Origin of the sequence: Aromatoleum bremense, assembly GCF_017894365.1 — a bacterium.
Lineage (GTDB): Bacteria > Pseudomonadota > Gammaproteobacteria > Burkholderiales > Rhodocyclaceae > Aromatoleum > Aromatoleum bremense.
The window spans coordinates 669,584-693,388 of record NZ_CP059467.1 but is presented as its reverse complement, the minus strand read 5'-3'; the positions used below and the strand labels follow the sequence as shown (position 1 = coordinate 693,388).

Sequence of the window (23,805 nt, the reverse complement as noted above, 5' to 3'; positions counted from 1 at the left end):
TTGTTTGGCTCCTCAGCCGCAGGTCCCGACGGCACCGCAGGCGGTACAGAAATCGCAGCCGTCCTTGCGGATCACCGAATAATTCCCGCATTCGGCGCACAACGCGCCCTGCATGACTTTCGGGTCGCTGTTCTCGCGTGGCGCCTCGAGAATCCCCATCTCGCGCACCGGATAACCCTTTTCGTCGAGAACGCCGAGCATCGCGTAGCGGTGGATGATCAGCCGCGCCATGTACGCAACGGTGCTCGGGTAGTTCTGTTGGCGCTTCGTCCCGGGCACGAACGCCATGAAGTCACCGAGGGGTTCCGGGTAGTTCAGCAGCTTGCGCAGCTTCATGCCAATCCACGCCGGGTCCATGACCCGCATGTCGAGCGACAGGATACGGGTCAGCCCGTCGAGCGCGCGGGGGTAATTGCCCGAGAGCCACAGTGAGTACGGCCGGGTGACGCCCACCGAGAAGTCGTCCTGGGCCGGTAGCGTGATCTCTTTCATCCCGAGCACAAAGTCTTCGCCGGTAGCAGGGTTCTGGATGTCGACAGTCCAGGACAGCGTGCCGTCGGTGCCGGTCTTCGGCTCCTGCAGGCTGAACAGCGTGTCGAGCACCGGGGTCGGTCCCTCGACGGCGAGCGCGCCGAGCCGTTCGCAACGATAGCGCACGACCTGCGCGAAGGCGGAGACGACACCCGGGAAGAGTTTTTTCTCGCCGTGGGGCGGGAACGGCATCTCGAATGACTTTTCGCCGATCGTCATAGCCAGCGTTTCGAGCTTCAGCTTGAGCCAGCCGTGGTCGTTGGCACGCATGTCCATCGAGAGCGTCTTGGCAACCGCGCCGAGTCCGCGTGGCTGGTCGGCGCCGTTGACCCAGACCTCGAACGGGAAGCCGGCGGCGCCCTGGGCTTCGATGTGGCCGACGAATAGCGCGAATTCACCTTGCGGCGTGCCGAGCATGTAGGTCCACGCGAGGTTGCCGTCGGGCAGTTCTGGGCGGCCGGGCCAGCGCAGGCTCGACAGCACCGGGGCAGGCAGGCTCTTGATCGCCAAGCGCTTGTTCGGGCCGGAAAACTCGATGTCCTGCGGCTGCTTCGGTCCGGCGGATGGCGTCACCGACAGCACCGAACCGAGCACCGAGTTCGGGCGATAGGTCGCAAGACCCTTGAGACCGGCCTTCCACGCGGACAGGTACAGGTCCTCGAACTCGGCATACGGGTAGTCTTCCGGTACGTTCACGGTCTTCGAGATCGAGGTGTCAACGTACGGGGCGACCGCTGCGACCATGTCCTTGTGCGCCTGGGCAGAAATTTCGAGCGCGGTGACGAAATAGGGCGGGAGCTCGTCGACGTTGCCGCCGAGGTGCTTGAAGAGCCGCCACGCGTAGTCCTCGACCGCGTATTCCTTGTAGGTCCCGTCGGCCATGCGCTTGCGGCGCGTGTAGGTGTAGGAGAACGGCGGTTCGATGCCATTCGACGCGTTGTCGGCAAAAGCGAGCGAGATCGTGCCGGTGGGGGCGATCGAGAGAAGATGGGAATTGCGCAGCCCGTGCTTGCGTATCCGGTCCTTGACGTCGGCGGGAAGGCGCGATGCGAAGTTGCCGCCGGACAGGTACAGGTCGGCGTTGAACAGCGGGAAAACGCCGCGCTCCTTCGCGAGCTCGATCGACGCGAGGTAGGCTCGGTCCCGCATGTACTCCGAGATCTTCGTCGCCACGGCGCGCGCTTCGGGCGAATCGTAGCGCTTGCACAGCATGATCAGGGCGTCGCCAAGTCCCGTGAAGCCGAGGCCGACGCGCCGTTTCGACTGCGCTTCGTTTTCCTGTTGCGGCAGCGGCCAGTGGGTGACGTCGAGCACGTTGTCGAGCATGCGGATCGCGACGTCGACGACCTTGCCGAACGCCGGGTAATCGAATTCCGCCTTGTCCGTGAAGGGGTGCTTCACGAACGGCGTGAGGTTGATCGAACCGAGGTCGCAGCAGCCGTATGGTGGCAGCGGCTGCTCGGCGCAGGGGTTGGTCGCCTCGATCGTCTCGCAGTAGTGAAGGTTGTTGTCCTGGTTCATCCGGTCGAGAAACAGGATTCCCGGCTCGGCGTGGTCGTACGTCGAACGCATGATCTGATCCCACAGCTCGCGCGCGGGCAGCTTGCGGTAGACCCATAGGCCGTCGTCACGCTGGTAGGCGCCGGCCGCCTTCAGCTCCTCGATCGGCTCGGCCTTGTGCGCGAGTTCGACGTCGGTATCAGTGTCGACGGCCTTCATGAATGCGTCGGTCACGCCCACCGAGATGTTGAAGTTGGTCAAGTCGCCATGATCCTTGGCGTGGATGAATTCCTCGATGTCCGGGTGGTCGCAGCGCAGCACGCCCATCTGGGCACCGCGACGGGCCCCCGCCGATTCGACGGTTTCGCAGGATCGGTCGAACACGCGCATGTAGGATACCGGGCCGGAGGCGTTCGAAAGCGTGCCCCGGACCAGCGCGCCCTTGGGCCGGATGCTGGAAAAGTCGTAGCCGACGCCGCCGCCGCGACGCATCGTTTCTGCTGCCTGCGCAAGGGCAGTGTAGATCCCGGGGCGTCCATCGACCGCTTCGGTCACCGAATCCCCGACCGGCTGGACGAAGCAGTTGATCAGCGTTGCCTGAAGGTTCGTTCCGGCAGCGCTGTTGATGCGGCCCGCGGGAACGAAGCCTTTTTCCTGGGCTTCGAGGAATTTCGCTTCCCAGTGTGCGCGCTTGTCTTCGGCTTCGACAATCGCCAGCGCACGTGCCACCCGTGCGCGCACTTCGCCCACGCTTTGTTCGTCACCCTTGGCGTATTTTTCGACCAGGACTTCGCCAGAAATCTCCTGTGGCGCCAGCGTGGATGCGTCGGTCTTGCCCTTGGCCTGATGATGGGTAGCGATGCTCATGGTCTTTTTTTGAGTGGTCTGAATGTGGCCGAAGAATAGCGTGTAAAGGCTGATAAGGCAAAAAAATAAAATAACATTTAAAACAATAACTTAATGTTTATTACGGTATGTCAACAGCGACATTTGCACTAGATGTAGTAGGTTATTCAGGGCTATTTTTCGCCCGATTCCACGTCCCGCAAGGGTCTTGCGCGGTTCGTCCGAGAATGGTGACAGAGACCTGATGAAAAGAATTCCTGTCGCCCGACGCCCGGCCGAAAGCGAAAGAGCGGCTACCGTCTTGCCGACACGGAAGCACCGGGTGATCCAGTTTGCAACGTGGTTCGGGCAGTTGCCCAATCTGACAAATCGTCGCGAGGCGCCCGTTCCCCAGCCGGCGAATCACGTCTCCCTTGCTCCGCGGGGTCCGGCGGGAGTGCCCGCTGGAGACTTGGGCCTGGGATGGCGCGACGAAAATGTGACGATCTGGCCCGGCAAGGGTTCAGGCTGGAGCGTCGCATGGTCGATGCCGAACTGGTCGGCGAGGAGTCGTTGCAGCGCAACGAGGGCTGTCGGCCACGCTTGCCACGAGTGCAGGACAACATGCGCCGAAAGTGCGACATGGTTCGAGTCCAGGCTCCACACGTGCAGGTCGTGAATCGAATGCACTCCTTCGACTTCCGCCATCGCGTGGCCGATCGCGACCAGTGAGAGATTGTCGGGCACGCCTTCGAGCAGTGTGTGCGTCGCCACGCGAAGCAATTTCAGCGTCGAGGCGAGGATCAGCCCGCAGATCAGCATCGACAGCAGGGGGTCGGCCGGGTACCAGCCGGTGTAATGGATTACGATCCCGGACGCGAGCGCGGCGACAGAACCGAGCAGATCGCCGAGTACGTGAAGCAGCGCGGCGCGCGTGTTCAGATCGCCTTCGCCGTGTGACAGCATCCACGCGACGATCACGTTGACCGCGAGTCCCAGCGCGGCGACGCCGATCACGGTGCCGGCCTGCACCGGGTGCGGCGTGATCAGGCGCTCGATCGCGTGCCACGCGATCAGCGCCACGACGAGCAGCATGAACAGTCCGTTGAGCATCCCGGCGAGAGTCTCGACGCGGCGCAGCCCATACGTGTGGCGGGCGCTGGAGGGACGGCGGGCCAACATGCTCGCCGCGGTCGCCAGTGCCAGGGCGAGGCTGTCGGTGAGCATGTGTCCGGCATCCCCGAGCAGCGCCAGCGAACCTGACCACCCGCCTGCTATGGCCTCGACTGCCGCGAAGCTCAGGGTCATCGCGAGCGCCCAGGGCAAGGCGCGGTTGGGGCGCCCGTCGGGGTGGAGGGCCTCGCCGTGCCCGTGATGCGCGTGATCGTGAATCGCCGTCATCCTGTTCGTGGTCGTCGAAAGGTGCCTGCCGCGTTCCCGTGCGGGGATGCCTACAATGAGTATGTTCCGTGCTCGATATTTGCCCATGGTCCGGGCGCGCGTGCGTGATCGTCCGGACGAGAGGGTTCGGGCGGGTCAACCGGAGTTGAAGTATGCGCATTGTTTCGTGGAACATTCAATGGGGCCGCGGCGCGGACGGGCGCGTCGACCTGGCGCGGACCGTCGCCGCGATCCATGACATCGGCGACGCGGAAGTGATCTGCCTGCAGGAAGTCGCGCAGAATTTCCCCGGCCTCGAAGGCGGCAACCGGGAAGACGGAGTGGGAATCCTGGCTGCGGCCTTTCCCGGCCATGAAGCGATATATGGGGCGGGCGTCGACGTGCCCGATGGCGCCGGCGGGCGGGCGCGTTTCGGCAACCTGATGCTGTCGCGACTTGCGGTCGGCCCCGTATTCCGGCATCAGCTTCCGTGTCCCGCCGACCCGGGACAGCCCGCGATGCAGCGCTGCTGCGTCGAGGCCGTACTGCAGGCGCCATGGGGGCCGGTCCGCATCCTGACGACGCATCTCGAATACTATTCCGCGCGACAGCGCGCGGCGCAGGTGGCCATGTTGCGGGCGCTGCAGAAGGAGGTTGCCGGACATGTCCGCAACGGCCCTGGCGGCAGGGAAGCCAGCCCGGCTTTTGCGGCACGGCGCGGACCATTGGCCGCAGTCGTCTGCGGGGACTTCAATTGTGAGCCGGGATCCGGCGCCTACACGCTGATGTCGGCGGATATCGCGTTACACGTCCCGCCGTGGCGGGACGTCTGGCGCGTGAAGCACGGCAGCCATGCACATGATCCGACGGTCGGCCTTCACGGTGCCGAGTGGCCCGGGCGAGCCTATTGTTGCGATTACGCCTGGGTGTCGGATGATCTCGCCGCTCGTGTCGCGAAGGTGGAGGTGTACGCCGCGACACCGGCGTCCGACCATCAGCCGCTGGTGCTCGAATTGAACGATTGACGACGTTCTTCAGCTCGGCGCGGCCGGCAGCACGACGAGGTCGCGATAGGCATGCCAGCTCGCGTGGCCGACGATCGGCATCAGCACCACCAGTCCGAGATGGAAGGTCATGAATCCGATCACCGTGAGGCCGGCGATCATGAAAGCCCATACGATCATCGCGCCCGGGTTGCGCATCAACGCCCCGACGCTCGTCAACATCGACGAAATCGCATCCTGGTTGCGGTCGAGCATCAATGGCACGGAAATCACGCTGACGGCGAACACGATGGTCGCAAAGATCAGGCCGACGCCGAAATACACGAGCAGGAACTCGAGGTTGTCGAGGGCCAGCAACTGCGTCAGAAAGCCTGACAGGTTCGGCATCTCGTTGGTGTAGAACAGCGCGAACACGACCATTGATGCGCGGGCCCAGACGAGGAACACGATGCCCAGCACGACGGCGAAAATGCCGATGTTGCCGGCGTTGCGCTTCCACACCGTCAGGGTGGGGAGGAGGGCGCAGGTCGCGCCTTGCTCGCGCCGCCGGCTGATCTCGTAGAGGCCCATCGCGAGAAACGGCCCGAGCAGGAGAAAGCCCGACGTGAGCGCGACCGTGTAGGCGTAGGCGTGCTCGAAAACCATCGTGACGAGTAATCCCATCGCGGCAAAGCAGAATCCGTAAAACAGGCTCGGTATCGGGCAGGCACGGAAATCCGCCCAGCCGCTCCTGATCCAGTGCAACGGCGCACCCGCCCCGACGTCCCGGACAACGGGAAACACCCACTCCTCGGTTCCCAGCTTGACATCCTCCGGCTGCGACATCTCTCTCTCCTGTTGTGGACTTTGTTGTCGATGCAGCGCACGGATTGCCTCTTTGTCTTGTTGTCAGCGGCGGGTGAGGAAGCTCCGTATGGCATTGCCCACTGCATCGGGGGCCTCCGCCAGCATTGCGTGCCCGGCACGAGGAATGGATATCATACGTGCGCCGTCCGCTACCCCGGCAAGCGCTTCATGCAGGGGTTTGACTGCGCGCCTCGGAGTCATCTGGTCGCGATCGGCGCAGAGCAGCAGCGTCGGGCAGCGGACCGCCGCCGCAGCTGCGAGACCGTTTTCGTAGGCGTTGCAGGCGCCGAGGTCGATGGCCAGCACGCTGTCGCCCTGTCGTTCCATGAGGCGGCGATTCAGCCCCATGAGCGAGATTCCCGGCACCGCGCTCGCCCCGAGCTGCGACGCGAAAGTGTAGGACCAGTGGTTGATCATCGCGTGGGCTGCGGCCCGGTCAACGTGCGCGGCGGACAGCAGCGGTTCGGCAACCGGCATCGGCGCGACGCTTCCGAGCAGAATCAGCTGCGTGATGCGGTCGGGGAACTGTGCCGCCGCCTGCAGCGCGACGAGCGATCCCATGCTGTGACCGGCGAGGGCGGCACGCCGGACGCCGGCCGCATCGAGCAGCGCCGCGAGCCAGCCTGCGAGCGCTTCGATCGACGCGAGCGGGGCGCCGCCCGAGCGGCCATGTCCGGGGAGATCCGGGGCGAGCACCGAAAAACCGTGGCGCGCGAGGTGGCGCGCCTGGAAGTTCCACACGCTGTGATCGTGAGCGGCGCCATGCAGCAGCACGACGACCGGCCGCGCGGGAACGAAAATCTGTCCGCCGGTGTAGATGAAGACCGGGAGCCCGGATACCGTCAGCTGCACCGTCTACCCCCGGGCCACCCGGTCCGCCGCATACAGTCCGCGGTCCAGGTCTTCGACCAGGTCGTCGACGTGCTCGAGCCCCACCGACAGTCGCACCGTGCCTTCGCCGATCCCGGTCGCAGCGAGCCCGGAGGCGGACAGGCGGGAATGGGTCGTGCTCGCAGGGTGGCTGACGAGCGACTTGGCCTCGCCGATGTTCGCCAGGTGCGAGAACACTTTCAGGCTCTCGATGAAGGCGCGGCCGGCCTCGCGTCCGCCGGTCAGTTCGAAGGACAGGACCGGGCCCGTTCCATCGGGCAACAGGCGGCTCGCCAGCTCGTGATCGGGATGAGTCGGGAGTCCCGGATACGCGACTCGTGCGACGAGCGCTTGACGGGCAAGATGGGCGGCCACGACACGCGCGTTCGCGACGTGCGCCCGCATCCGCAGCGGCAGCGTCTCGATGCCCTGGAGGATCTGGAATGCGTTCATCGGCGAGAGACAGGCACCGAAGTCCGGCAGCGCCTCGCACCGGGCGCGCAACAGGAAGGCCGCGACCGGGGACTCCTCGGTGAAATCCATGCCGTGAAAGCCGTCGTACGGCTCGGTCAGCGTCGGGAACAGGCCGGACTGCTCCCAGTCGAACCGTCCGCCATCGACCAGCAGGCCACCGACGGCGACGCCGTGGCCGCCGAGAAACTCGGTGGCCGAGTGCAGGACCAGATCTGCGCCGAGCGACAACGGGCGCTGCAGGCAGGGTGTGACCAGCGTCGCATCGACGAGCAGCGGGACGCGCCGGGCATGGGCGATCGCCGCGACGGCGGGAATGTCGAGCACCTCGAGGCCGGGATTGCCGAGCGCCTCACCGAACAGGAGACGGGTTTCGGGCCTGATCGCGTCGCGCCATTCGTCCGGGCGGCGCGGATCGACGAAGGTCGTCCGGACACCGAAGCGCGGCAGCGTGTGGGCCAGCAGATTGCGCGCTGCACCGCATAGCGAACGCGACGCAACGATATGATGGCCGGCGCCCATCAGTGTCACGATCGCGACATGCAGCGCAGCCTGGCCGCTCGCCAGCGCAATCGCGCCGATACCCCCTTCAAGGGCCGCGACGCGCTCCTCGAGGACTGCGTTGGTCGGGTTCGAGAGGCGCGTATCGACGTGCCCCGGTCGTTCGTGGTTGAACAGCGCCGCAGCGTGATCGGCATCCGGAAAGACGTAGCCAGCGGTGAAATAGATCGGCGTCGCGCGGGCGCCGAATGCCGGATCAGGGGACTGCCCTGCATGCAGGGCGAGCGTCTCGGGAGCAGGGGATCCGTATTGGGTCATTGGCGGCCTGAATCCTCGTCGTCCGGCTTCAGGCCCGCTCGTCGGGTTCGAGCATGCGTTCGACGACGGCGATCCTGTCTTTCAGTGCGAGCTTGCGCTTTTTGAGGCGGCGCAACAGCAATTCATCTTCCTGCGGCGAAGCATCAAGGTGGCTGATCGCCTCGTCGAGGTCGCGATGCTCGGCCCTGAGTTCGGCCAGCCTCACCTGCAGGCTGGTAACGTCGTCGAATGCTTCCTCGCTCATCGTATACCTGTTCAATTTAGGGGGATTGCACGCCGTCCGGGCGGCGGAGCCAGTAACGCTGGATGGTATGCCGCAGAACGGGCAATGACAACTCCGTCCGGGCTTTTGGAAGCGGGCAACTGCACGATCGACAAGGGATGCGGGATCGGTGGTCGTGCCGGGCACGAAAATGGCGTGAGTGTCTCCGGTTGCCTCGTTCCGCCATTCGTGTCAGGCTCCGCGTCCGAATTGCGTCCGCCCCGTTCGCCGCTGTCCGCCACTGCCCGAGCCGTTCCACAATGATTCCCCGACGCCTCCCCGCTTGGTCCCTGCTGTGTGCCGCGCTGCTTCCGTTTCACGCCGACGCGCAGGAGTCTTTTGCCGACTGCCTCAAGCAGTTGCGCGGCGTGGCCGCGACGCACGAGATCGCGCCGGCAACCTTCGAGCAGCATGTGGATGGTCTCGAACCGGACATGGCGGTGATCGGCTTGCTCGATTACCAGCCCGAATTCCGCACGCCGATCTGGGACTATCTGGCAGGGCTGGTGGACGACGAACGCGTCGCCGACGGCCGTGCAATGGCCGTCCAATGGGCCGGGACGCTGCAGGACATCGAGGCGCGATATGGTGTCGATCCGGCCACCGTCGTTGCGGTGTGGGGCGTCGAGAGCAACTTCGGGCGCAATTTCGGCAAGCGCCCGCTGCTCGTTTCGCTCGCGACCCTGTCCTGCTTCGGGCGGCGTCAGGCCTTTTTTCGCGGTGAATTCTTCACTGCGCTGAAGATCATCGAGGACGGCCACATTGCACCGCAGCGTCTGGCCGGTTCGTGGGCCGGTGCGTTCGGCCACACGCAGTTCATGCCATCCACGTTCAAGCGCGTCGCGGTCGATTTCGACGGCGACGGCCGGCGCGATCTGATCGACAGCGTTCCCGATGCGCTCGCCTCGACGGCGAATTTTCTGCGCGAGGCGGGCTGGCAGACGGGCCGGCCATGGGGTTTCGAAGTCGTTCTCCCGCCCGACTTCGACGCCGAACTCGCCGGACGCCGCAACAAACGGGCGCTGTCCGAATGGGTCGCACTCGGCGTGCGGCGCGCGGACGGAAGCGCGATCGAGCCGGGCACCGAAGCCGCCGGCCTGCTGCTCCCCGCCGGCGAGCGGGGCCCGGCTTTCCTCGTCCTGCGCAATTTCGATGCGTTGTATTCCTATAACGCAGCCGAAAGCTACGCGCTCGCGATCGCCCATTTGTCCGATCGCCTCCGCGGCGGCGAGCCGTTCCGCGCCTCGTGGCCGACCGACGACCCGGGCCTGTCCCGCGCCGAGCGGCGCGAAGTGCAGGCATTGTTGTCGCAACTCGGCTACGACGCCGGAGAGGCTGACGGCGTGCTCGGTGCCCGTTCGCGCGAAGCGGTGCAGCAGTTCCAGCGCGGGCAGGGGCTCGAGCCCGACGGCCGCGCCGGTCGGCGGGTGCTCGAACTGTTGAGAAAGGCGTACGCTGAGCGCTGACGACCGGCAAGAGAGGTTGGCAAATAAGGTTGGCAAACAAGATTCTCAGATTCGGTATCGCATTCCTGCAAGCCCTTCCCGAAGAACTGGATACCCATCGTGAACAAAGCCTTTGTGACAGAAAACGACGGCGCCGACGATGACGACGAGGTACCCGTTGCGGTGCGCCTGCCGGCCGGCGCGAAAAACTACATGACGCGGCGCGGTTATGAGAGCCTGCGCCGCGAACTCGATCACCTCGTCCGCGTCGAGCGGCCGAAGATGGTCGAAACCGTCGCCTGGGCGGCGTCGAATGGCGACCGTTCCGAGAATGGCGATTACATCTACGGCAAGAAACGGTTGCGCGAGATCGACCGGCGCATCCGTTTCCTGATCAAGCGCATCGAAAGTGCCGAAGTCGTCGATCCCGCCGACCAACGGGAAATCGGCCAGGTATTTTTCGGCGCCACGGTCAGCATCGTCGACGTCGACAGTGACGACGGCAGCGAGCAGATCTGGCAGATCGTCGGCGTCGACGAGGCCGACGCCAGCGTCGGCCGGATCAGCTGGATCTCGCCGCTCGCACGGGCACTGCTCAAGGCGCGCGAAGGCGACGTCGTGCGCTTCATGAGTCCGGCCGGGCCGCGCGAAATCGAAGTGGTCGAGATCCGCTACGTCTGATCTCGTGCGGGGGCTTGAAATCCGGGCTCTCCGCTCCCATCTGCTGCGCGTTAATCAGCAGATGGAGTTCACGCAATGACGACCGAGCACGCCGCAGGCGCTCAGACCCTCAATTTCCAGGCCGAGGTGAAGCAGCTGCTTCACCTGATGATCCACTCGCTGTACTCGAACCGCGAAATATTCCTCCGCGAACTGGTTTCCAACGCATCGGACGCGTGCGACAAGCTGCGTTTCGAAGCGCTCGACAAACCGGAGCTGTTCGAAGGCGACAGCGAGCTGGCGATCCGCATCGGCTTCGACAGCGATGCGAAGACGGTCACCGTGTCGGACAACGGCATCGGCATGAGTCGCGAGGAAGTGATCGCGCACCTCGGCACGATCGCCAAATCCGGGACAAAGGAATTCTTCTCGCAGCTCACGGGCGATCAGAAGAAGGACGCGCACCTGATCGGCCAGTTCGGGGTCGGCTTCTACTCGGCGTTCATCGTCGCCGACAAGGTGACAGTGGTCACGCGGCGCGCGGGTCTGGCGGCGGGCGAAGGTGTGAAGTGGGAATGCGCAATGACCGGCGACGCGGCCGGCGAATACACCGTCGAAGCGATCGACAAGGCCGCGCGCGGCACCGAGATCACGCTGCACCTGCGCGAAGGCCAGGAAGACCTGCTGTCGGGATGGAAGCTGCGCGGCCTGATCCGCAAGTATTCGGACCACATCGTCCAGCCGATCCTGATGAAGAAGGAAGAGTGGGACAAGGACAAGAACGAGCAGGTCGTGACCGAGGAGGACGAGACGGTCAACCAGGCGAACGCACTGTGGACCCGCTCCAGGAACGACATCACCGAAGAGGAATACAAGGGCTTCTATAAGCACGTCGGGCACGACTTCGACGAGCCGCTGGCATGGACTCACGCGCGCGTCGAAGGCCGCCACGAATACACGCAGCTGCTCTACATCCCGTCGCACGCGCCGTTCGACATGTGGGACCGCAACGCGCGCCACGGCATCAAGCTCTACGTCAAGCGCGTGTTCATCATGGACGACGCCGAGAAGCTGATGCCCGCCTACCTGCGCTTCGTGCGCGGCGTGGTCGATTCGAGCGACCTGCCGCTCAACGTGTCGCGCGAAATCCTGCAGGAGAGCAAGGACATCGACACCATCCGCTCGGGCTGCACGAAGAAGGTGCTGGGCCTGCTCGAGAGCCTCGCCACAAGCGACGACGCCGCCGACAAGGAAAAATACGCGACCTTCTGGAAGGAATTCGGCCGCGTGCTGAAGGAAGGCGTCGGCGAGGATTTCGCGAACAAGGACAAGATCGCCGGCTTGCTGCGCTTCGCCTCCACCCACGCCGACACGCCGGATGAAGTCGTGTCGCTCGCCGATTACATCGGCCGCATGAAGGAAGGCCAGGACAAGATCTATTACGTCACCGCCGAATCGTTCAACGCGGCGAAGAACAGCCCGCATCTCGAAATCTTCCGCAAGAAGGGCATCGAGGTGCTGCTGCTGACCGACCGGGTCGACGAGTGGGTCATCGGCAACCTGCCGGAATTCGACGGCAAGCCGCTGGTATCCGTCGCGAAGGGCGGCCTCGACCTCGGCAAGCTCGAAGACGAGATGGAGAAGAAGGAAACCGAGAAGGCCGCCGACGAGTACAAGGAACTGCTCGAGAAAATGAAGGCGAGCCTCGGCGAGCGCGTCAAGGAAGTCCGCGTCACCCACCGCCTGACCGATTCGCCGGCCTGCCTCGTCGCCGACGAGCACGACGTCGGGATGAACCTCGCGCGGATCCTGAAAGCCGCCGGCCAGCAGGCGCCGGCGTCGAAGCCGATCCTCGAGATCAACCCGCAGCACCCGGCCGTGATGCGTTTGAAATACGAGGAACGCCAGTTCGACGACTGGGCGGCCGTGCTGTTCGACCAGGCATTGCTCGCCGAGGGCGGCACGCTCGACGACCCCGCGACGTTCGTGAAACGAATCAACCAGTTGATGATGGCGATGGGCAGTTCCGCCGGCGCGGACTGAGCGCCGTGGCGGGCTGCGCGCCCGCGCGATGCGACGACGCCATGTACCCATACGGTATGTGGCGTTTTTTATTTTCCCGAGCTGCGACTGCCGGCAGGCAGCATTGCGCTTTCGCCCCGTACCTGCGCGGTGGCATGGCGCAACGTCGGATATGAGAGCGCGTGGTAGAGCGGGACCGGTGCGACCGACTTCGAAAAGGCGTGAGCGACAACCGCCGTCGCCATCAGCGGCAGCAGCATCTCGTGGTTCGCGGTCATCTCCATGACGATGACGAAGGACGTGATCGGCGTCTGCGTCATGCCCGCGAGGAACGCGACCATGCCGAGGACCAGAATCGCCGCGCTGTGTTCTTCGGGCAAAAGGATCGCGAGGTCGGCGCCCAGCCCGGCGCCGACGGCGAGCGCCGGAGCGAAGATGCCGGCCGGGATGCGGCTGAGGAACGCGAGCCAGATCGCGGCCATCTTCGCGATCAGGAAGTAGAAGGGCAGCGCGGCCGAGCCTTCGAGCGCGGCCTTCGATTCCGCATAGCCGGTGCCATACGTAAGCCCCCCGCTCATCAGGCCGATGATCGCGGTGCCGAGGCCGCAGGCGGCCGCGAAGGCGATCGGCCGACTGCGCGAGAACTCCCCGATCGTGCCGGGCAGCCCGCGCGAGGATGCGATCAGCAGGCGGCTGAAAAGTCCGCCCAGCACGCCGCCGGCTGCGCCGCACATCAACACCGGCCAGATCCCCGCCGGCCACGTCAGAGCCGCGGGCGTGCGACCGAAGTAGGTGTAGTTGCCGAGCACCCCGAGCGACATCAGCCCGGCGAAGATCACGGCGATGAGCGTCGTGCTGTTCGCGCGAAAGGCCCGGTGGCGGCACATTTCCTCGATCGCGAACATGATGCCGCCGAGCGGGGTATTGAACGCCGCCGCGATGCCGGCGCCGCTGCCGGCGACGATCAGGTCGCGGCTTGACGCGACGCGCGCTTTCTTGCGTCCGGCGAGCATGTGCATGACCGAGGCGCCAATCTGCACCGAAGGCCCTTCCCGGCCGATCGAACCCCCTGACAGGAGTCCGCCCAGCGTCAACAGGACTTTCGCGATCGCGATCCGAAACGACAGCAGTTTGTGGCGAATGCGCCGGTCGTCGGTCATCGAGGCGGCAATCGCCTGCGGGATGCCGCTTCCTTGTGTGCCGGGGAAAAATCGCCGGGCGATCCATGCCATCGCCGCAAAGCCCGCGGGTGCGACCAGCAGGGACAGCCACGGCGACACGTCCATGACGCGTTGATGCGCGTCGATGGCGAGATCGGCGCCGATCGCGAAGAGGATCGCAATGAGACCGGCCAGCAGCGCCGCGCCGACCAGCAGGATGCGCTTGCTCCAGCGGCCGACCGACAGCCACGGTAACGCATAGCGTCGGCTGCTGCGGGCGAACTGTCTCAGGGCGCGGCCGGAAGCGGTTTCGTTATCGCCTGGCGGATCGAGGGGCACGATGAGAGGAGTCAGTCAGTATGCTGGACAGTCGTCCGCCAGCTTGGTGGCGGATGCATTGCGACGAGAGTGAAACCCTGCTCTGTGCGGGGAAAGTGGCCATTGAGGTTCTGCTTACCATGTTCTCGTGCTTATCGGGAAAGGTGTCGTCTTTTACCCAAAGCACGGTACGCCGCGAATCCCCTTTCCGCTACGATACCCGCGCCGCGTGTAGCTGTTAAATGTTTTTGACAAATATTTCACAAGTAAATATAGTTGGAGCCCTGATTCATGTCGCAAGAGCAGTCTTCGACCTTGACAAAATCCCCGGAACGCAAGTCATCGGTTTCGCCCTTGTCGGTTTTGCAGCGTTTTCGCGTACTCATCCGGACTGCGCAGCGTCATTCGCAGTGGATCGAGCGCAAAAGTGGCGTCACCGGTGCCCAGTTGTGGGCGCTGCAGGAACTCAATGAAGCGGAGGGGCTGCGGGTCGGGGAACTGGCGGGAAGAATGGCGCTACACCAGTCGACCGCGTCGAACATGGTGGACAAGCTCGAGTCGGCAAAGCTGGTCCGGAAGGAGCGCACGAGCGCCGACCAGCGCGTCGTCCGTCTGTACCTGACTGATGCAGGGCGCGATCTGCTCAAGCGTTCTCCGTCGCCCGCGCGGGGTGTGCTCCCCGAGGCGCTGCGCTTGCTCGACGAAGATGCGCTGATGCGCCTGCAGCGTGAACTCGACGGTCTGCTGCGGCAGATCAAGGATCTGGACGAGGGCTTCGGCATGCAGCCCTTGCCCTTTACGGAGTAGGAAACCGCGCCGGCGGTTCATCCGGCGATCGTCTCGCGAACGTGCGGACAGCAGTTTGAAAGCGGCCTTCGGGCCGCTTCTTTTTTGCTTTTACTGCTTCTTGCTTTTACTGCTTCTTCGACAACTGCTGCATCGCCCGCTCGAGTCCGCCGAGCGTCATCGGAAACATCCTCCCGCCCATGATCTGATCGACGATTTCAATCGACTTGCGGTAAGGCCACAGGTGTTCCGGTTCGGGGTTGAGCCATGCCGCTGCCGGCCATGCGTCAAGCAGGCGGCGCAGCCACGCCGCGCCTGGCTCGGTGTTCATGTGTTCGATCGAACCGTGTGGGTGCAGGATCTCGTACGGGCTCATCGTCGCGTCGCCGACGAAGATCAGCTTGTAGTCGGGGCCGTAGCGGTGGAGCAGGTCGGAGACTGCGATGTTCTCGGCGTGGCGCCGCGAACTGTCGCGCCAGACTTTTTCGTAGACGCAGTTGTGGAAATAGAAATACTCGAGGTGCTTGAACTCGCTGCGGCACGCCGAGAACATCTCCTCGCAAACCTTGATATGGTCGTCCATCGAGCCGCCGACGTCGAGAAACAGCAGCACTTTCACCGCGTTGTGCCGTTCCGGGCGCATCATCAGATCGAGCCAGCCGGCGTTTCGTGCCGTCGCGGCGATGGTTCCATCGAGATCGAGCTCGTCGGCCGCGCCTTGCCGCGCAAACCGCCGCAGCCGCCGCAGCGCGACCTTGATGTTGCGGGTGCCGAGCTCGACCGAATCGTCGAGGTTGCGGTATTCGCGCTTCTCCCAGACCTTGATCGCCGTCCGGTTGCCGGCTGATTCGCCGCCGACGCGGATGCCTTCCGGATGGTAGCCGTTGTTGCCGAACGGCGAGCTGCCACCGGTGCCGATCCATTTCGAGCCGCCCTGATGACGCTCCTTCTGCTCGCCGAGCCGCTTGCGGAATTCTTCCATCAGCTTGTCCCAGCCGAGCTTTTCGAGCTTCGCCTTGTCCTCGGGCGAAAGATGCTTCTTCATCATCGCCTGCAGCCATTCCTGCGGCAGCTCCGCTTCGAGCCCCGGAATCTCGGTGACTCCCTTGAAGTAGCTCCCGAATGCCGCGTCGAAACGGTCGTAATGTGACTCGTCCTTGACGAGGCAGGTGCGGGCGTAGAAATAGAATTCGTCGATGCTGTGGCTGCAGGCGCCGTCACGGAGTCCTTCGAGGAGCGTCAGGAACTCGCGAGTGGACACCTTGAGGTGGCCCGCTTTCAGATGCAGAAAAAAGTCGATAAGCATGATCCGCTCCGTTCCCGAAATCGCCCAGGGGCCCGAATTCGAGCACCCCGGGGAAGACTTCGAGATGATTTCTTGTGGCGAGCGCGGTGGCAATGCCGGGAAAACAGTCGGGCAAACGCCCGATCGTCAACGGTTGTTGCGCGCCATGAACACCAGCCGTTCGAACAGGTGAAGGTCCTGCTCGTTCTTCAGCAGTGCGCCGGCAAGCGGCGGGACCGCGGCCTGCTGGTCCTTTGCCCGCAGCGCTTCGGGCGGAATGTCTTCGGCGACGAGGAGCTTGAGCCAGTCGATCAGTTCCGAGGTCGACGGCTTCTTCTTCAGGCCGGGCACGTCGCGCAGGCCGAAGAATACTTCCAGCGCCTCGCGCAGCAGGTCGCGCTTGAGTCCCGGGAAATGGACATCGACGATGCGCTGCATCGTGTCGCGATCGGGGAAGCGGATGTAATGGAAAAAGCAGCGGCGCAGGAACGCGTCCGGCAGCTCTTTTTCGTTGTTCGACGTGATGAAGACGATCGGACGATGACGCGCGCGCACCGTCTCGCGGGTCTCGTAGACGTGGAACTCCATGCGGTCGAGTTCGCGCAGCAGGTCGTTGGGGAATTCGATATCCGCTTTGTCGATTTCGTCGATCAGGACGACCGTCGGCGTTTCGGCGTCGAACGCCTGCCACAGCACGCCCTTGAGGATGTAGTTGGCGATGTCCTTGACGCGGTCTTCGCCGAGTTGCGAGTCGCGCAGGCGGGACACTGCATCGTATTCGTACAGCCCCTGCTGGGCCTTGGTCGTCGACTTGATGTGCCACTGCAGCAGCGGAACACCCAGCGCGTCGGCGACCTGCTCGGCCAGCATGGTCTTGCCGGTGCCCGGTTCGCCCTTGATCAGTAGCGGGCGCTGCAGTTTGATCGCGGCATTGACTGCCAGCATCAGGTCAGGAGTGGTGACGTAGTCTTGTGAACCTTCGAAACGCATCGGGGAATCCTCTGATTAAACCGGACCGATTATAGGGCTAGCCTGTGCGGGCAAGGGGCTGCCGGATTGACGGATTTACGGAGTTTTTCGAAGAATGACAGGTATTTGCATTCCGCTTTAGGCGACGTAGAATTTTTTGCGGCCGTTTCAGCCATACTTAAAATAAATTGAGGAGACGTCATGCACGGACGACATTTGCTCATCGCCGCTTGTCTTGCGCTGGGTGGACCCGCCGCGTTGGCGCTGGAAGGCGATGCAAAAGCCGCCCAGGCCAAGACTTCGATGTGCATGGGGTGTCACGGCATTCCGGGCTATCGCACGGCGTTCCCGGATGTCTACCCGGTGCCGAAGCTCGGCGGGCAGCATGCGGCTTACCTCGTCCGCGCGCTGCAGGCGTATCGCGACGGCGAACGTAGCCATCCGACGATGCGCGCGATCGCCGCGAGCCTGTCGGAGCAGGACATGGCGGACCTTGCGGCCTACTACAGCGCCGCGGGAGGAGAGACGCAATGATGAGGCGAAATTTCACCCTCCCGGCGCTGGCGGCCCTTGCGCTGGCAGGTTTCCCTGCGCACGCAGGCGATCCTGCCGCGGGCAAGGAAAAGTCGACGGTCTGCGCAGCATGCCACGGCCCGGACGGCAACAGTCCGTCGCCGGAATTTCCGCGCCTGGGCGGGCAATATGAAGATTATCTCTACCAGGCGCTGCTCGACTACAAGACGGGCAGGCGGAAGAACCCGATCATGGCCGCCCAGGTCGAGAACCTGTCGCCTGCGGATCTGGGCGACCTCGCCGCGTACTTCGCCAGCCAGACCGGCCTGTACCAGAAACGCTGACTCCCGAACTGCCGCACCGGTCAACCGTCATGCCGGCTGGTTCGAGCGTGCGCGACGCAAGACACACGAGACGTAAGTCGGGCCATCCGGTTGCGTGTCGTTGCGCTGCGCGTCGAAAAGCGTTTCGCCGAGGCATTCGAGCACGTCGTGGAGCGCATCGTGGCGGTTGCCGCGCCGGCGCTGGCAGGCTTCGAACGCGGCGCGCAGGCCCGGCGGCTGGTCGATCGACAGTTGCTCCTCGATCGCGAGGTGGAACGACAGGTGCAGGAACGGGTTGATCTGTCCGTCCTCCGGCAGGAAATCGCGCGACAGCGAATCGGGGTCTTCGAGCAGCGCCTGATACTCAGGATGCAGGAGCACGAGGTCGGAAGCGATGTGCTCGAGCGGCGTCAGCACTTCCTTTGCCTGGTATTTCCGCCAGCTTTCGATGAAGAAGCTGCGTACCTGGTCACGTGAGGGATTGAACATCTTTTGGACTCGGTGGCTCTGGGTTAAACGGTCTTGTCGCGGAACTCGCACAGGTCGTGTACCGGGCAATCTCCGCAGCGCGGCTTGCGCGCCGTGCAGACGTAGCGGCCGTGCAGGATCAGCCAGTGATGGGCATTGTGCAGGTATTCCTTCGGCACCCGACGCATCAGGGCCTGCTCGACGGCGAGAACATCCTTGCCCGGAGCCAGGCCGGTGCGATTGGCGACGCGGAAAATATGCGTGTCGACCGCCATCACCAGTTCACCGAACACCGTGTTCAGCACGACGTTGGCGGTCTTGCGGCCGACGCCGGGCAGTGCTTCGAGGGCTTCGCGGCTGCGCGGCACTTCGCCGCCGTGGCGCTCGAGCAGTAGCCGTGACAGCGCGACGACGTTTTTCGCCTTGTTGCGGTAAAGGCCGATCGACTTGAGGTGTGCGGTAACGTTTTCCTCGCCGAGGCTCAGCATCGCTTCGGGCGTCGGGGCGACGGCGTACAGGTCCCGGGTCGCCAGGTTCACGCTCTTGTCGGTGGCTTGCGCGGAAAGCACCACGGCGACGAGCAGCTGGAATGGCGACCCGTACTCGAGCTCGGTCGTCGGGCTTGGATTCGCCGCAGCCAGGCGGCGGAAAAATTCACGGATCGCGGCGCGTTTCATCCGGCCGGTTCAGGGTGCTGCCGAAGCCGGGGCAGCTTCTTCGCCGTCGCTCGCCGCGCGTGCGGGCTTGCCGGCTGCCGCGCGCGTACGCACCCGGTTCGATAGCGCGATCAGGCAGCCGAGCGTGAAGAACGCGCCCGGAGGCAGCACGCCGATCAGGAAGCCGGGGTAATCGTCGCCGAACACAGACAGCGGCGACAGGCCCGGGATCAGCATCTCGATACCCGAAAACAGCGTGCCGCTGCCGACCAGTTCGCGAATGCCGCCGAGCACGCCGAGCAGCCACACCAGCCCGAGTCCCATCATGATGCCGTCGACGGTGGACGACACCGGGTCGTTTTTGGCCGCGTAGGCCTCGACCCGCGCGAGGACGATGCAGTTCGTGACGATCAGCGGAATGAAGATGCCCAGCACCAGGTAGAGGTCGTGCAGATAGGCGTTGAATGCGAGATCGACCACCGTCGTCAGCGCGGCGATGATCAGGATGAACACCGGGATCCGGATCTCGTAGGGGATGAAGTTGCGCAGCGACGCGACCGCGAAGTTCGATACGGCCATTACCAACACCGTCGCGAGCCCGAGACTCACCGCATTGACGATGCTCGTGCTGACCGCGAGGATCGGACACAGGCCGAGCAGCTGCACGAGGCCGGTGTTCTGCTTCCACAGGCCATTCCAGGCGTTTTCACGAAAAGTCTGGAGATTCATTTTTTTTCCATCAGATCGCGCTGCCGGTAGATGCGGCAAACAGCGCATCGCGGTGCTCGGCCGCATATTCGAGGACTCGCCCTGTCGCGTTGGTCACTGCGCGTGCGCTGATCGTCGCGCCGATGCGATATGCGAAGATGCCGCCGTCGCGCTTGACCTTCCACTGCGCGGGCGCAACGTCCGCGAGCGACATCCCGACGAATTGACCGATCCACGGCCGGGTCTTGTTGCGATCCTTCCTGGGATCGATGTAATCGCCGAGTCCCGGCGTTTCCTTGTGGGCGGTTACGCGAACACCGCCCAGGCGTCCGTCCGCGCCGACCGCAACGACGAGCTGGATTTTTCCCCCGTAGCCGTCGGGCGCGACCGCTTCGAACACGAGGGCCGCGGGAACTCCGGCGCGACGCGCGCGATAGATACGGCCGCCACGGTCGAGGCCGAGCGCGGGCGTCGGCCCGGCGGCGACGAAGTCCTCGAGGAGTGTGTTGTCGTAGCTGCCCGGCGGGAGCACGTCGTTGATCAGGCGCATCTTCTGCTCCTGCTCGGACGCTTCGATCGCCGGGCGGGTCACGCGGTACGTCTGCGACATCATCGCGGTGAAGGCGAGCGTGAACACCACCATGATGCCGGCAGTGCGCAGCGAGGTATGGGTGGCGGTATAGCGGTTGCTCATGGCCGGCTCCCGCGGTGGCCGAATACCGCCGGCTGCGTCTTCATGTCGATCAGCGGCACGCAGAGGTTCATCAGCAGCACGGCAAACGCGATGCCTTCGGGAAAGGCGCCGAATACCCGGATGAGGTAGGCGATGACCGCGATGCCGGCGGCGAAGATCAGCTTGCCGCGCGGCGTCGTCGCACCGGAAACGGGGTCGGTGACGATGAAGAATGCAGCAAGCATTGCGCCGCCGCTGGCGAGGTGGAACAGCGGCGGCGCGAAGTGCGCCGGTTCCGCCAGCCAGAAGATGCCCGACACGACGGCGAGCGTCGCGATGAACGCGACCGGCATATGCCAGGTGATGATGCGACGCGCGAGCATGAAGAGACCCCCGGCGAGGTAGCCGAGTGCCAGCCATTCCCAGCCGCGGCCGCCGACGGCGCCGAACGTGCCGCTTTGCTGCAGCACGCTCTCGACGCTCGCGCCGCTTGTCCGCAGGCCGGTGCGCATCGCGTCGAGCGCCGTCGCGCCAGTGATCGCGTCGAGCTGGCGGGCGCCACCGAGCACGAGGTCGAGCTGCGTCTGGAAGTCGATCTGTCCGGCCGGCGGCCACTGCGACATCAGCGACGGGAACGCGACGATCATCGCGCAGTACGCGACCATCGCGGGGTTGAACGGATTCTGGCCGAGCCCGCCATAGAGATGCTTGACCGCGACGATCGCGATCAGCACGCCGAGCACCGTGACCCACCACGGCAGGATCGGCGGAAAGCACAGGACGACGAGCCATGCGGTGACGACGGCCGACAGGTCCGACAGCGCCGGGGCGATCGGCCGCTTGCGCAGCGTGAGGATCAGCGCTTCTGCGACGAGCGCGGTCACGGTCGCGATCAGCAGGTTGACGACGACGACTGCGGCGACCTGCATGACGTAGGCGGTGACGCCGGGAAGGAGCGCGAGCAGCACCGCGAGCATCACGCTCTGGACGCTCGCCGGTTTGCGGATGTAGGGAGAATGGATCATGTTCAGGAGGTTGCGTCGCTGTCGTGCAGGTCCGGCTGCTCGCGCCGGCTGGCGATGCCCGGGCTTGCGCCCGGCACGCCCGCGTGGGGGGTGTCGGTGTTCCTGGGTTCGATCGCCGCCGCCTGCTGCTTGGCCCGGGCGAGCGCCGCCGCGATGAGGGCCTTTTTCGGGTCGTCCCCGGTTGCGGCGTCGGTCGGGGCTGCCGACCCGGTCAGCTTCGCCCGGGTCTCGGCGGCTTTCGCCGCGAGTTTGGCGGCTTTTTCTTCCTTTTCCCGCTCCTGCCGGTAGTTGCGGAACTCGAAGCGCTCGCGCGCCTGATCGGACGTCTTGAGCTCGCGCTCGCGCGCCCAGATCTCGCTCTTCGAGAAGCGGAAATAATCGACGAGCGGAATGTGCGAGGGGCAAACGAAGGCGCAGGAACCGCATTCGATGCAGTCGAAGAGGTGATATTCCTGCGCTTTGCCGACGTTCTTCGCGCGCGAAAACCAGTACAGCTCGAAAGGCTGCAGGTCTGCCGGGCAGGCGCGCGCGCAGGCGCCGCAGCGGATGCACGGCAATTCCGGGGGCGGGGGTGGGAACAGCGCTGGCGAGGCGGCAATGATGCAGTTGCTCGTCTTGCCGATCGGCACCGACAGGTCCGCGATGGTGATGCCCATCATCGGGCCGCCCATCAGATAGCGGTCGGTGTCCGGCTTCGGCGCCGCGAGCGCGAGCAGCGTCTCGACGGGTGTGCCGACGAGCACTTCGTAGTTGCCCGGATGCCTGACGTTGCCGGTCAGCGTCACGACGCGCGACACCAGCGGTTCGCCATGATGGATCGCGCGGTGGACGGCCTGCGCCGTGCCGACGTTGAAACACTGCACGCCGAACTCCGTGCCGAGCTTGCCATGGGCGATCTCGATGCCGGTCAGCACGCGGATCAGCTGTTTTTCTCCGCCCGCGGGATACCGTGTCGGTATCGCGACGATGTCGACGAGACCGGGGAAACCCGTTGCGGCTTCGCGCATCGCACGGATCGCTTCGGGCTTGTTGTCCTCGATGCCGACGAGCGTGCGGCGTGCGCCGATCAGCTCGTGCAGGATCGCCGCGCCGGAAAGGATTTCGGCGGCGCGCTCGCGCATCAGCCGGTCATCGCAGGTGATCCACGGTTCGCATTCGGCGCCGTTGATGATCAGAGTTTCGATGCCGCGGCCGTTGCCGAGCTTGATGTGGGTCGGAAAACCCGCGCCGCCCATGCCGACGATGCCGCACGTGCTCAGGTAGCGGAGCGCGGCTTCGCGCGGGACGGCATGGTGGTCGAATGCGCGGCGCTCGATCCATTCGTCCTTGCCGTCGGGTTCGATGATGACCGCCAGCGTGTTGAGGCCCGACGCATGGGCCATCGCGCAGGGGGCGAGCCCGACGACGGTGCCCGACGTCGAGGCGTGGACGTCGGTGCCGAGCGGGCCTTCGCCGGCGCCGATGCGTTCGCCCTTCAGCACGCGCTGGCCGGGGGCGACGAGGCAGCGGGCGACCGAACGGACGCTCTGGCGCAGCGGGATCGTGAGGCGCGGCGGCAGCGGTGCGGCGGCGATCGGCAGCGATGAGGACTCGTTCTTGTGGGAGTCCGGCTTGATGCCGCCGTGAAAGCTGAACAGACGGGCGATCATGCCGCAGACCTTAGCTCAAACACCGGGTATTTCCATTTCCATGTCTCCAGCGTTTCCTTGACGGGCGTCATCGCGATGCAGTCGACGGGGCAGGGCGCGACGCACAGTTCGCAGCCGGTGCAAAGCGCGGAGACGACCGTATGCATGTGCTTCGCGGCGCCGACGATGGCATCGACGGGGCAGGCCTGGATGCACAGCGTGCAGCCGATGCACAGTTGCTCGTCGATCCTCGCGACCGATTTCGGTTTTTCCTCGCCATGCTCTTCGGACAGCGGCTTGAATTCGCGCCCGAGGAGGTCGGCGAGCTTGCGTATGCCCTCCTCGCCGCCCGGCGGGCACTGGTTGATGTCGGCTTCGCCGTTCGAAATCGCCTCCGCATACGGCTTGCAGCCGGGGTAGCCGCACTGGCCGCACTGGGTCTGCGGAAGGATCGCATCGATCTTTTCGACCAGCGGATTGCCTTCGACCTTGAAGCGGATCGACGCGTAGCCCAGTGCTGCGCCGAGCACGATGGCAATCCCGGTCATGACGAGGAGGGCGGTCAGCATGATGAAATGTCGGTCAGTGAGGCGCAGCAGCGTAAACGTTCGCGCCCGGACGCGTCTTGCGTCTTGTCAGGAATGGGTGAGTTGATTTT

General features: G+C 64.7%; 23 protein-coding genes. 7 read left to right on the top strand and 16 right to left on the bottom strand.

Annotation, left to right across the window (positions count from 1 at the left end; genetic code table 11):
• Positions 1–12: 12 nt before the first annotated feature.
• Positions 13–2,898: an adenosylcobalamin-dependent ribonucleoside-diphosphate reductase gene (locus pbN1_RS03200; RefSeq protein WP_169202311.1), complete on the bottom strand. Its 2,886-nt coding sequence runs from the start codon at positions 2,896–2,898 to the stop codon at positions 13–15.
• 381 nt (positions 2,899–3,279) lie between these two features.
• On the bottom strand, positions 3,280–4,257 hold the full coding sequence (locus pbN1_RS03195) for a cation diffusion facilitator family transporter (protein ID WP_169202310.1): 978 nt from the start codon (positions 4,255–4,257) through the stop codon (positions 3,280–3,282).
• Between the two features lie 152 nt (positions 4,258–4,409).
• On the opposite strand from pbN1_RS03195, the gene pbN1_RS03190 reads away from it, so the two are divergent.
• On the top strand, positions 4,410–5,261 hold the full coding sequence (locus pbN1_RS03190; protein WP_169202309.1) for an endonuclease/exonuclease/phosphatase family protein: 852 nt from the start codon (positions 4,410–4,412) through the stop codon (positions 5,259–5,261).
• Between the two features lie 9 nt (positions 5,262–5,270).
• Here pbN1_RS03190 and pbN1_RS03185 read toward each other — a convergent pair whose 3' ends face one another.
• From pbN1_RS03185 to pbN1_RS03170, 4 genes are all read right to left on the bottom strand, one after another.
• On the bottom strand, positions 5,271–6,065 hold the full coding sequence (locus pbN1_RS03185; RefSeq protein WP_169202308.1) for a DUF2189 domain-containing protein: 795 nt from the start codon (positions 6,063–6,065) through the stop codon (positions 5,271–5,273).
• A gap of 63 nt (positions 6,066–6,128) precedes the next feature.
• Positions 6,129–6,938: an alpha/beta fold hydrolase gene (locus pbN1_RS03180; RefSeq protein ID WP_169202307.1), complete on the bottom strand. Its 810-nt coding sequence runs from the start codon at positions 6,936–6,938 to the stop codon at positions 6,129–6,131.
• A gap of 3 nt (positions 6,939–6,941) precedes the next feature.
• Entirely contained in the window at positions 6,942–8,246 is a 1,305-nt protein-coding gene (locus pbN1_RS03175; RefSeq protein ID WP_169202306.1) for an O-acetylhomoserine aminocarboxypropyltransferase, read from the bottom strand.
• Positions 8,247–8,274: 28 nt separating this feature from the next.
• Positions 8,275–8,490: a DUF465 domain-containing protein gene (locus pbN1_RS03170; protein WP_011238569.1), complete on the bottom strand. Its 216-nt coding sequence runs from the start codon at positions 8,488–8,490 to the stop codon at positions 8,275–8,277.
• 278 nt (positions 8,491–8,768) lie between these two features.
• Here pbN1_RS03170 and pbN1_RS03165 point away from each other — a divergent pair, with 278 nt between their 5' ends.
• From pbN1_RS03165 to htpG, 3 genes are all read left to right on the top strand, one after another.
• Positions 8,769–9,974: a lytic murein transglycosylase gene (locus pbN1_RS03165; RefSeq protein ID WP_169202305.1), complete on the top strand. Its 1,206-nt coding sequence runs from the start codon at positions 8,769–8,771 to the stop codon at positions 9,972–9,974.
• Positions 9,975–10,073: 99 nt separating this feature from the next.
• Positions 10,074–10,634, top strand: coding sequence for a transcription elongation factor GreB (gene greB, locus pbN1_RS03160; RefSeq protein ID WP_169117013.1), 561 nt, complete (start codon positions 10,074–10,076; stop codon positions 10,632–10,634).
• A gap of 75 nt (positions 10,635–10,709) precedes the next feature.
• On the top strand, positions 10,710–12,656 hold the full coding sequence (gene htpG / locus pbN1_RS03155; RefSeq protein WP_169202304.1) for a molecular chaperone HtpG: 1,947 nt from the start codon (positions 10,710–10,712) through the stop codon (positions 12,654–12,656).
• A 68-nt stretch (positions 12,657–12,724) separates the two neighbouring features.
• Here htpG and pbN1_RS03150 read toward each other — a convergent pair whose 3' ends face one another.
• The gene (locus pbN1_RS03150) at positions 12,725–14,134 is read right to left on the bottom strand and encodes a chloride channel protein (protein ID WP_169117015.1); all 1,410 of its coding nucleotides are present in this window, start codon (positions 14,132–14,134) and stop codon (positions 12,725–12,727) included.
• Between the two features lie 270 nt (positions 14,135–14,404).
• Here pbN1_RS03150 and pbN1_RS03145 point away from each other — a divergent pair, with 270 nt between their 5' ends.
• On the top strand, positions 14,405–14,920 hold the full coding sequence (locus tag pbN1_RS03145; protein ID WP_169117016.1) for a MarR family winged helix-turn-helix transcriptional regulator: 516 nt from the start codon (positions 14,405–14,407) through the stop codon (positions 14,918–14,920).
• Between the two features lie 106 nt (positions 14,921–15,026).
• On the opposite strand, the gene pbN1_RS03140 is transcribed toward pbN1_RS03145, so the two are convergent.
• Positions 15,027–16,205: a vWA domain-containing protein gene (locus pbN1_RS03140; RefSeq protein ID WP_169202303.1), complete on the bottom strand. Its 1,179-nt coding sequence runs from the start codon at positions 16,203–16,205 to the stop codon at positions 15,027–15,029.
• A 126-nt stretch (positions 16,206–16,331) separates the two neighbouring features.
• Entirely contained in the window at positions 16,332–17,174 is an 843-nt protein-coding gene (locus pbN1_RS03135; RefSeq protein WP_169202302.1) for an AAA family ATPase, read from the bottom strand.
• A gap of 180 nt (positions 17,175–17,354) precedes the next feature.
• Here pbN1_RS03135 and pbN1_RS03130 point away from each other — a divergent pair, with 180 nt between their 5' ends.
• Both pbN1_RS03130 and pbN1_RS03125 read left to right on the top strand, forming a co-directional pair.
• Positions 17,355–17,687 carry a c-type cytochrome gene (locus pbN1_RS03130; RefSeq protein WP_169202301.1) on the top strand — a complete coding sequence of 111 codons (333 nt, stop codon included), beginning with the start codon at positions 17,355–17,357 and terminating at the stop codon, positions 17,685–17,687.
• Complete coding sequence (locus pbN1_RS03125) at positions 17,684–18,010, top strand: c-type cytochrome (protein ID WP_244857142.1); 327 nt, start codon at positions 17,684–17,686, stop codon at positions 18,008–18,010. The genes pbN1_RS03130 and pbN1_RS03125 overlap by 4 nt, the downstream gene beginning before the upstream one ends.
• 27 nt (positions 18,011–18,037) lie before the next feature.
• Here the strand turns inward: pbN1_RS03125 and pbN1_RS03120 are convergent, their stop codons facing one another.
• From pbN1_RS03120 to rsxB, 7 genes are read right to left on the bottom strand one after another with little or no spacing between them, the layout of a single operon-like run.
• The gene (locus pbN1_RS03120) at positions 18,038–18,478 is read right to left on the bottom strand and encodes a DUF1841 family protein (protein WP_169202300.1); all 441 of its coding nucleotides are present in this window, start codon (positions 18,476–18,478) and stop codon (positions 18,038–18,040) included.
• A gap of 23 nt (positions 18,479–18,501) precedes the next feature.
• A complete protein-coding gene (nth, locus tag pbN1_RS03115; RefSeq protein WP_169202299.1) occupies positions 18,502–19,134 on the bottom strand; it encodes an endonuclease III in 633 nt (210 codons plus the stop codon).
• A gap of 9 nt (positions 19,135–19,143) precedes the next feature.
• On the bottom strand, positions 19,144–19,842 hold the full coding sequence (locus pbN1_RS03110; RefSeq protein WP_169117022.1) for an electron transport complex subunit E: 699 nt from the start codon (positions 19,840–19,842) through the stop codon (positions 19,144–19,146).
• Between the two features lie 10 nt (positions 19,843–19,852).
• Positions 19,853–20,515 (bottom strand): RnfABCDGE type electron transport complex subunit G, encoded by a 663-nt coding sequence (locus tag pbN1_RS03105; protein ID WP_169202298.1) that lies wholly within the window; start codon positions 20,513–20,515, stop codon positions 19,853–19,855.
• Positions 20,512–21,519 carry an RnfABCDGE type electron transport complex subunit D gene (locus tag pbN1_RS03100; RefSeq protein ID WP_169202297.1) on the bottom strand — a complete coding sequence of 336 codons (1,008 nt, stop codon included), beginning with the start codon at positions 21,517–21,519 and terminating at the stop codon, positions 20,512–20,514. The genes pbN1_RS03105 and pbN1_RS03100 overlap by 4 nt, the downstream gene beginning before the upstream one ends.
• Positions 21,520–21,521: 2 nt before the next feature.
• Positions 21,522–23,168 carry an electron transport complex subunit RsxC gene (rsxC, locus tag pbN1_RS03095; RefSeq protein WP_169202296.1) on the bottom strand — a complete coding sequence of 549 codons (1,647 nt, stop codon included), beginning with the start codon at positions 23,166–23,168 and terminating at the stop codon, positions 21,522–21,524.
• Positions 23,165–23,716 carry an electron transport complex subunit RsxB gene (rsxB, locus tag pbN1_RS03090; RefSeq protein ID WP_169202295.1) on the bottom strand — a complete coding sequence of 184 codons (552 nt, stop codon included), beginning with the start codon at positions 23,714–23,716 and terminating at the stop codon, positions 23,165–23,167. Before rsxB ends, rsxC begins: the two co-directional genes overlap by 4 nt.
• Positions 23,717–23,805: the final 89 nt, after the last annotated feature.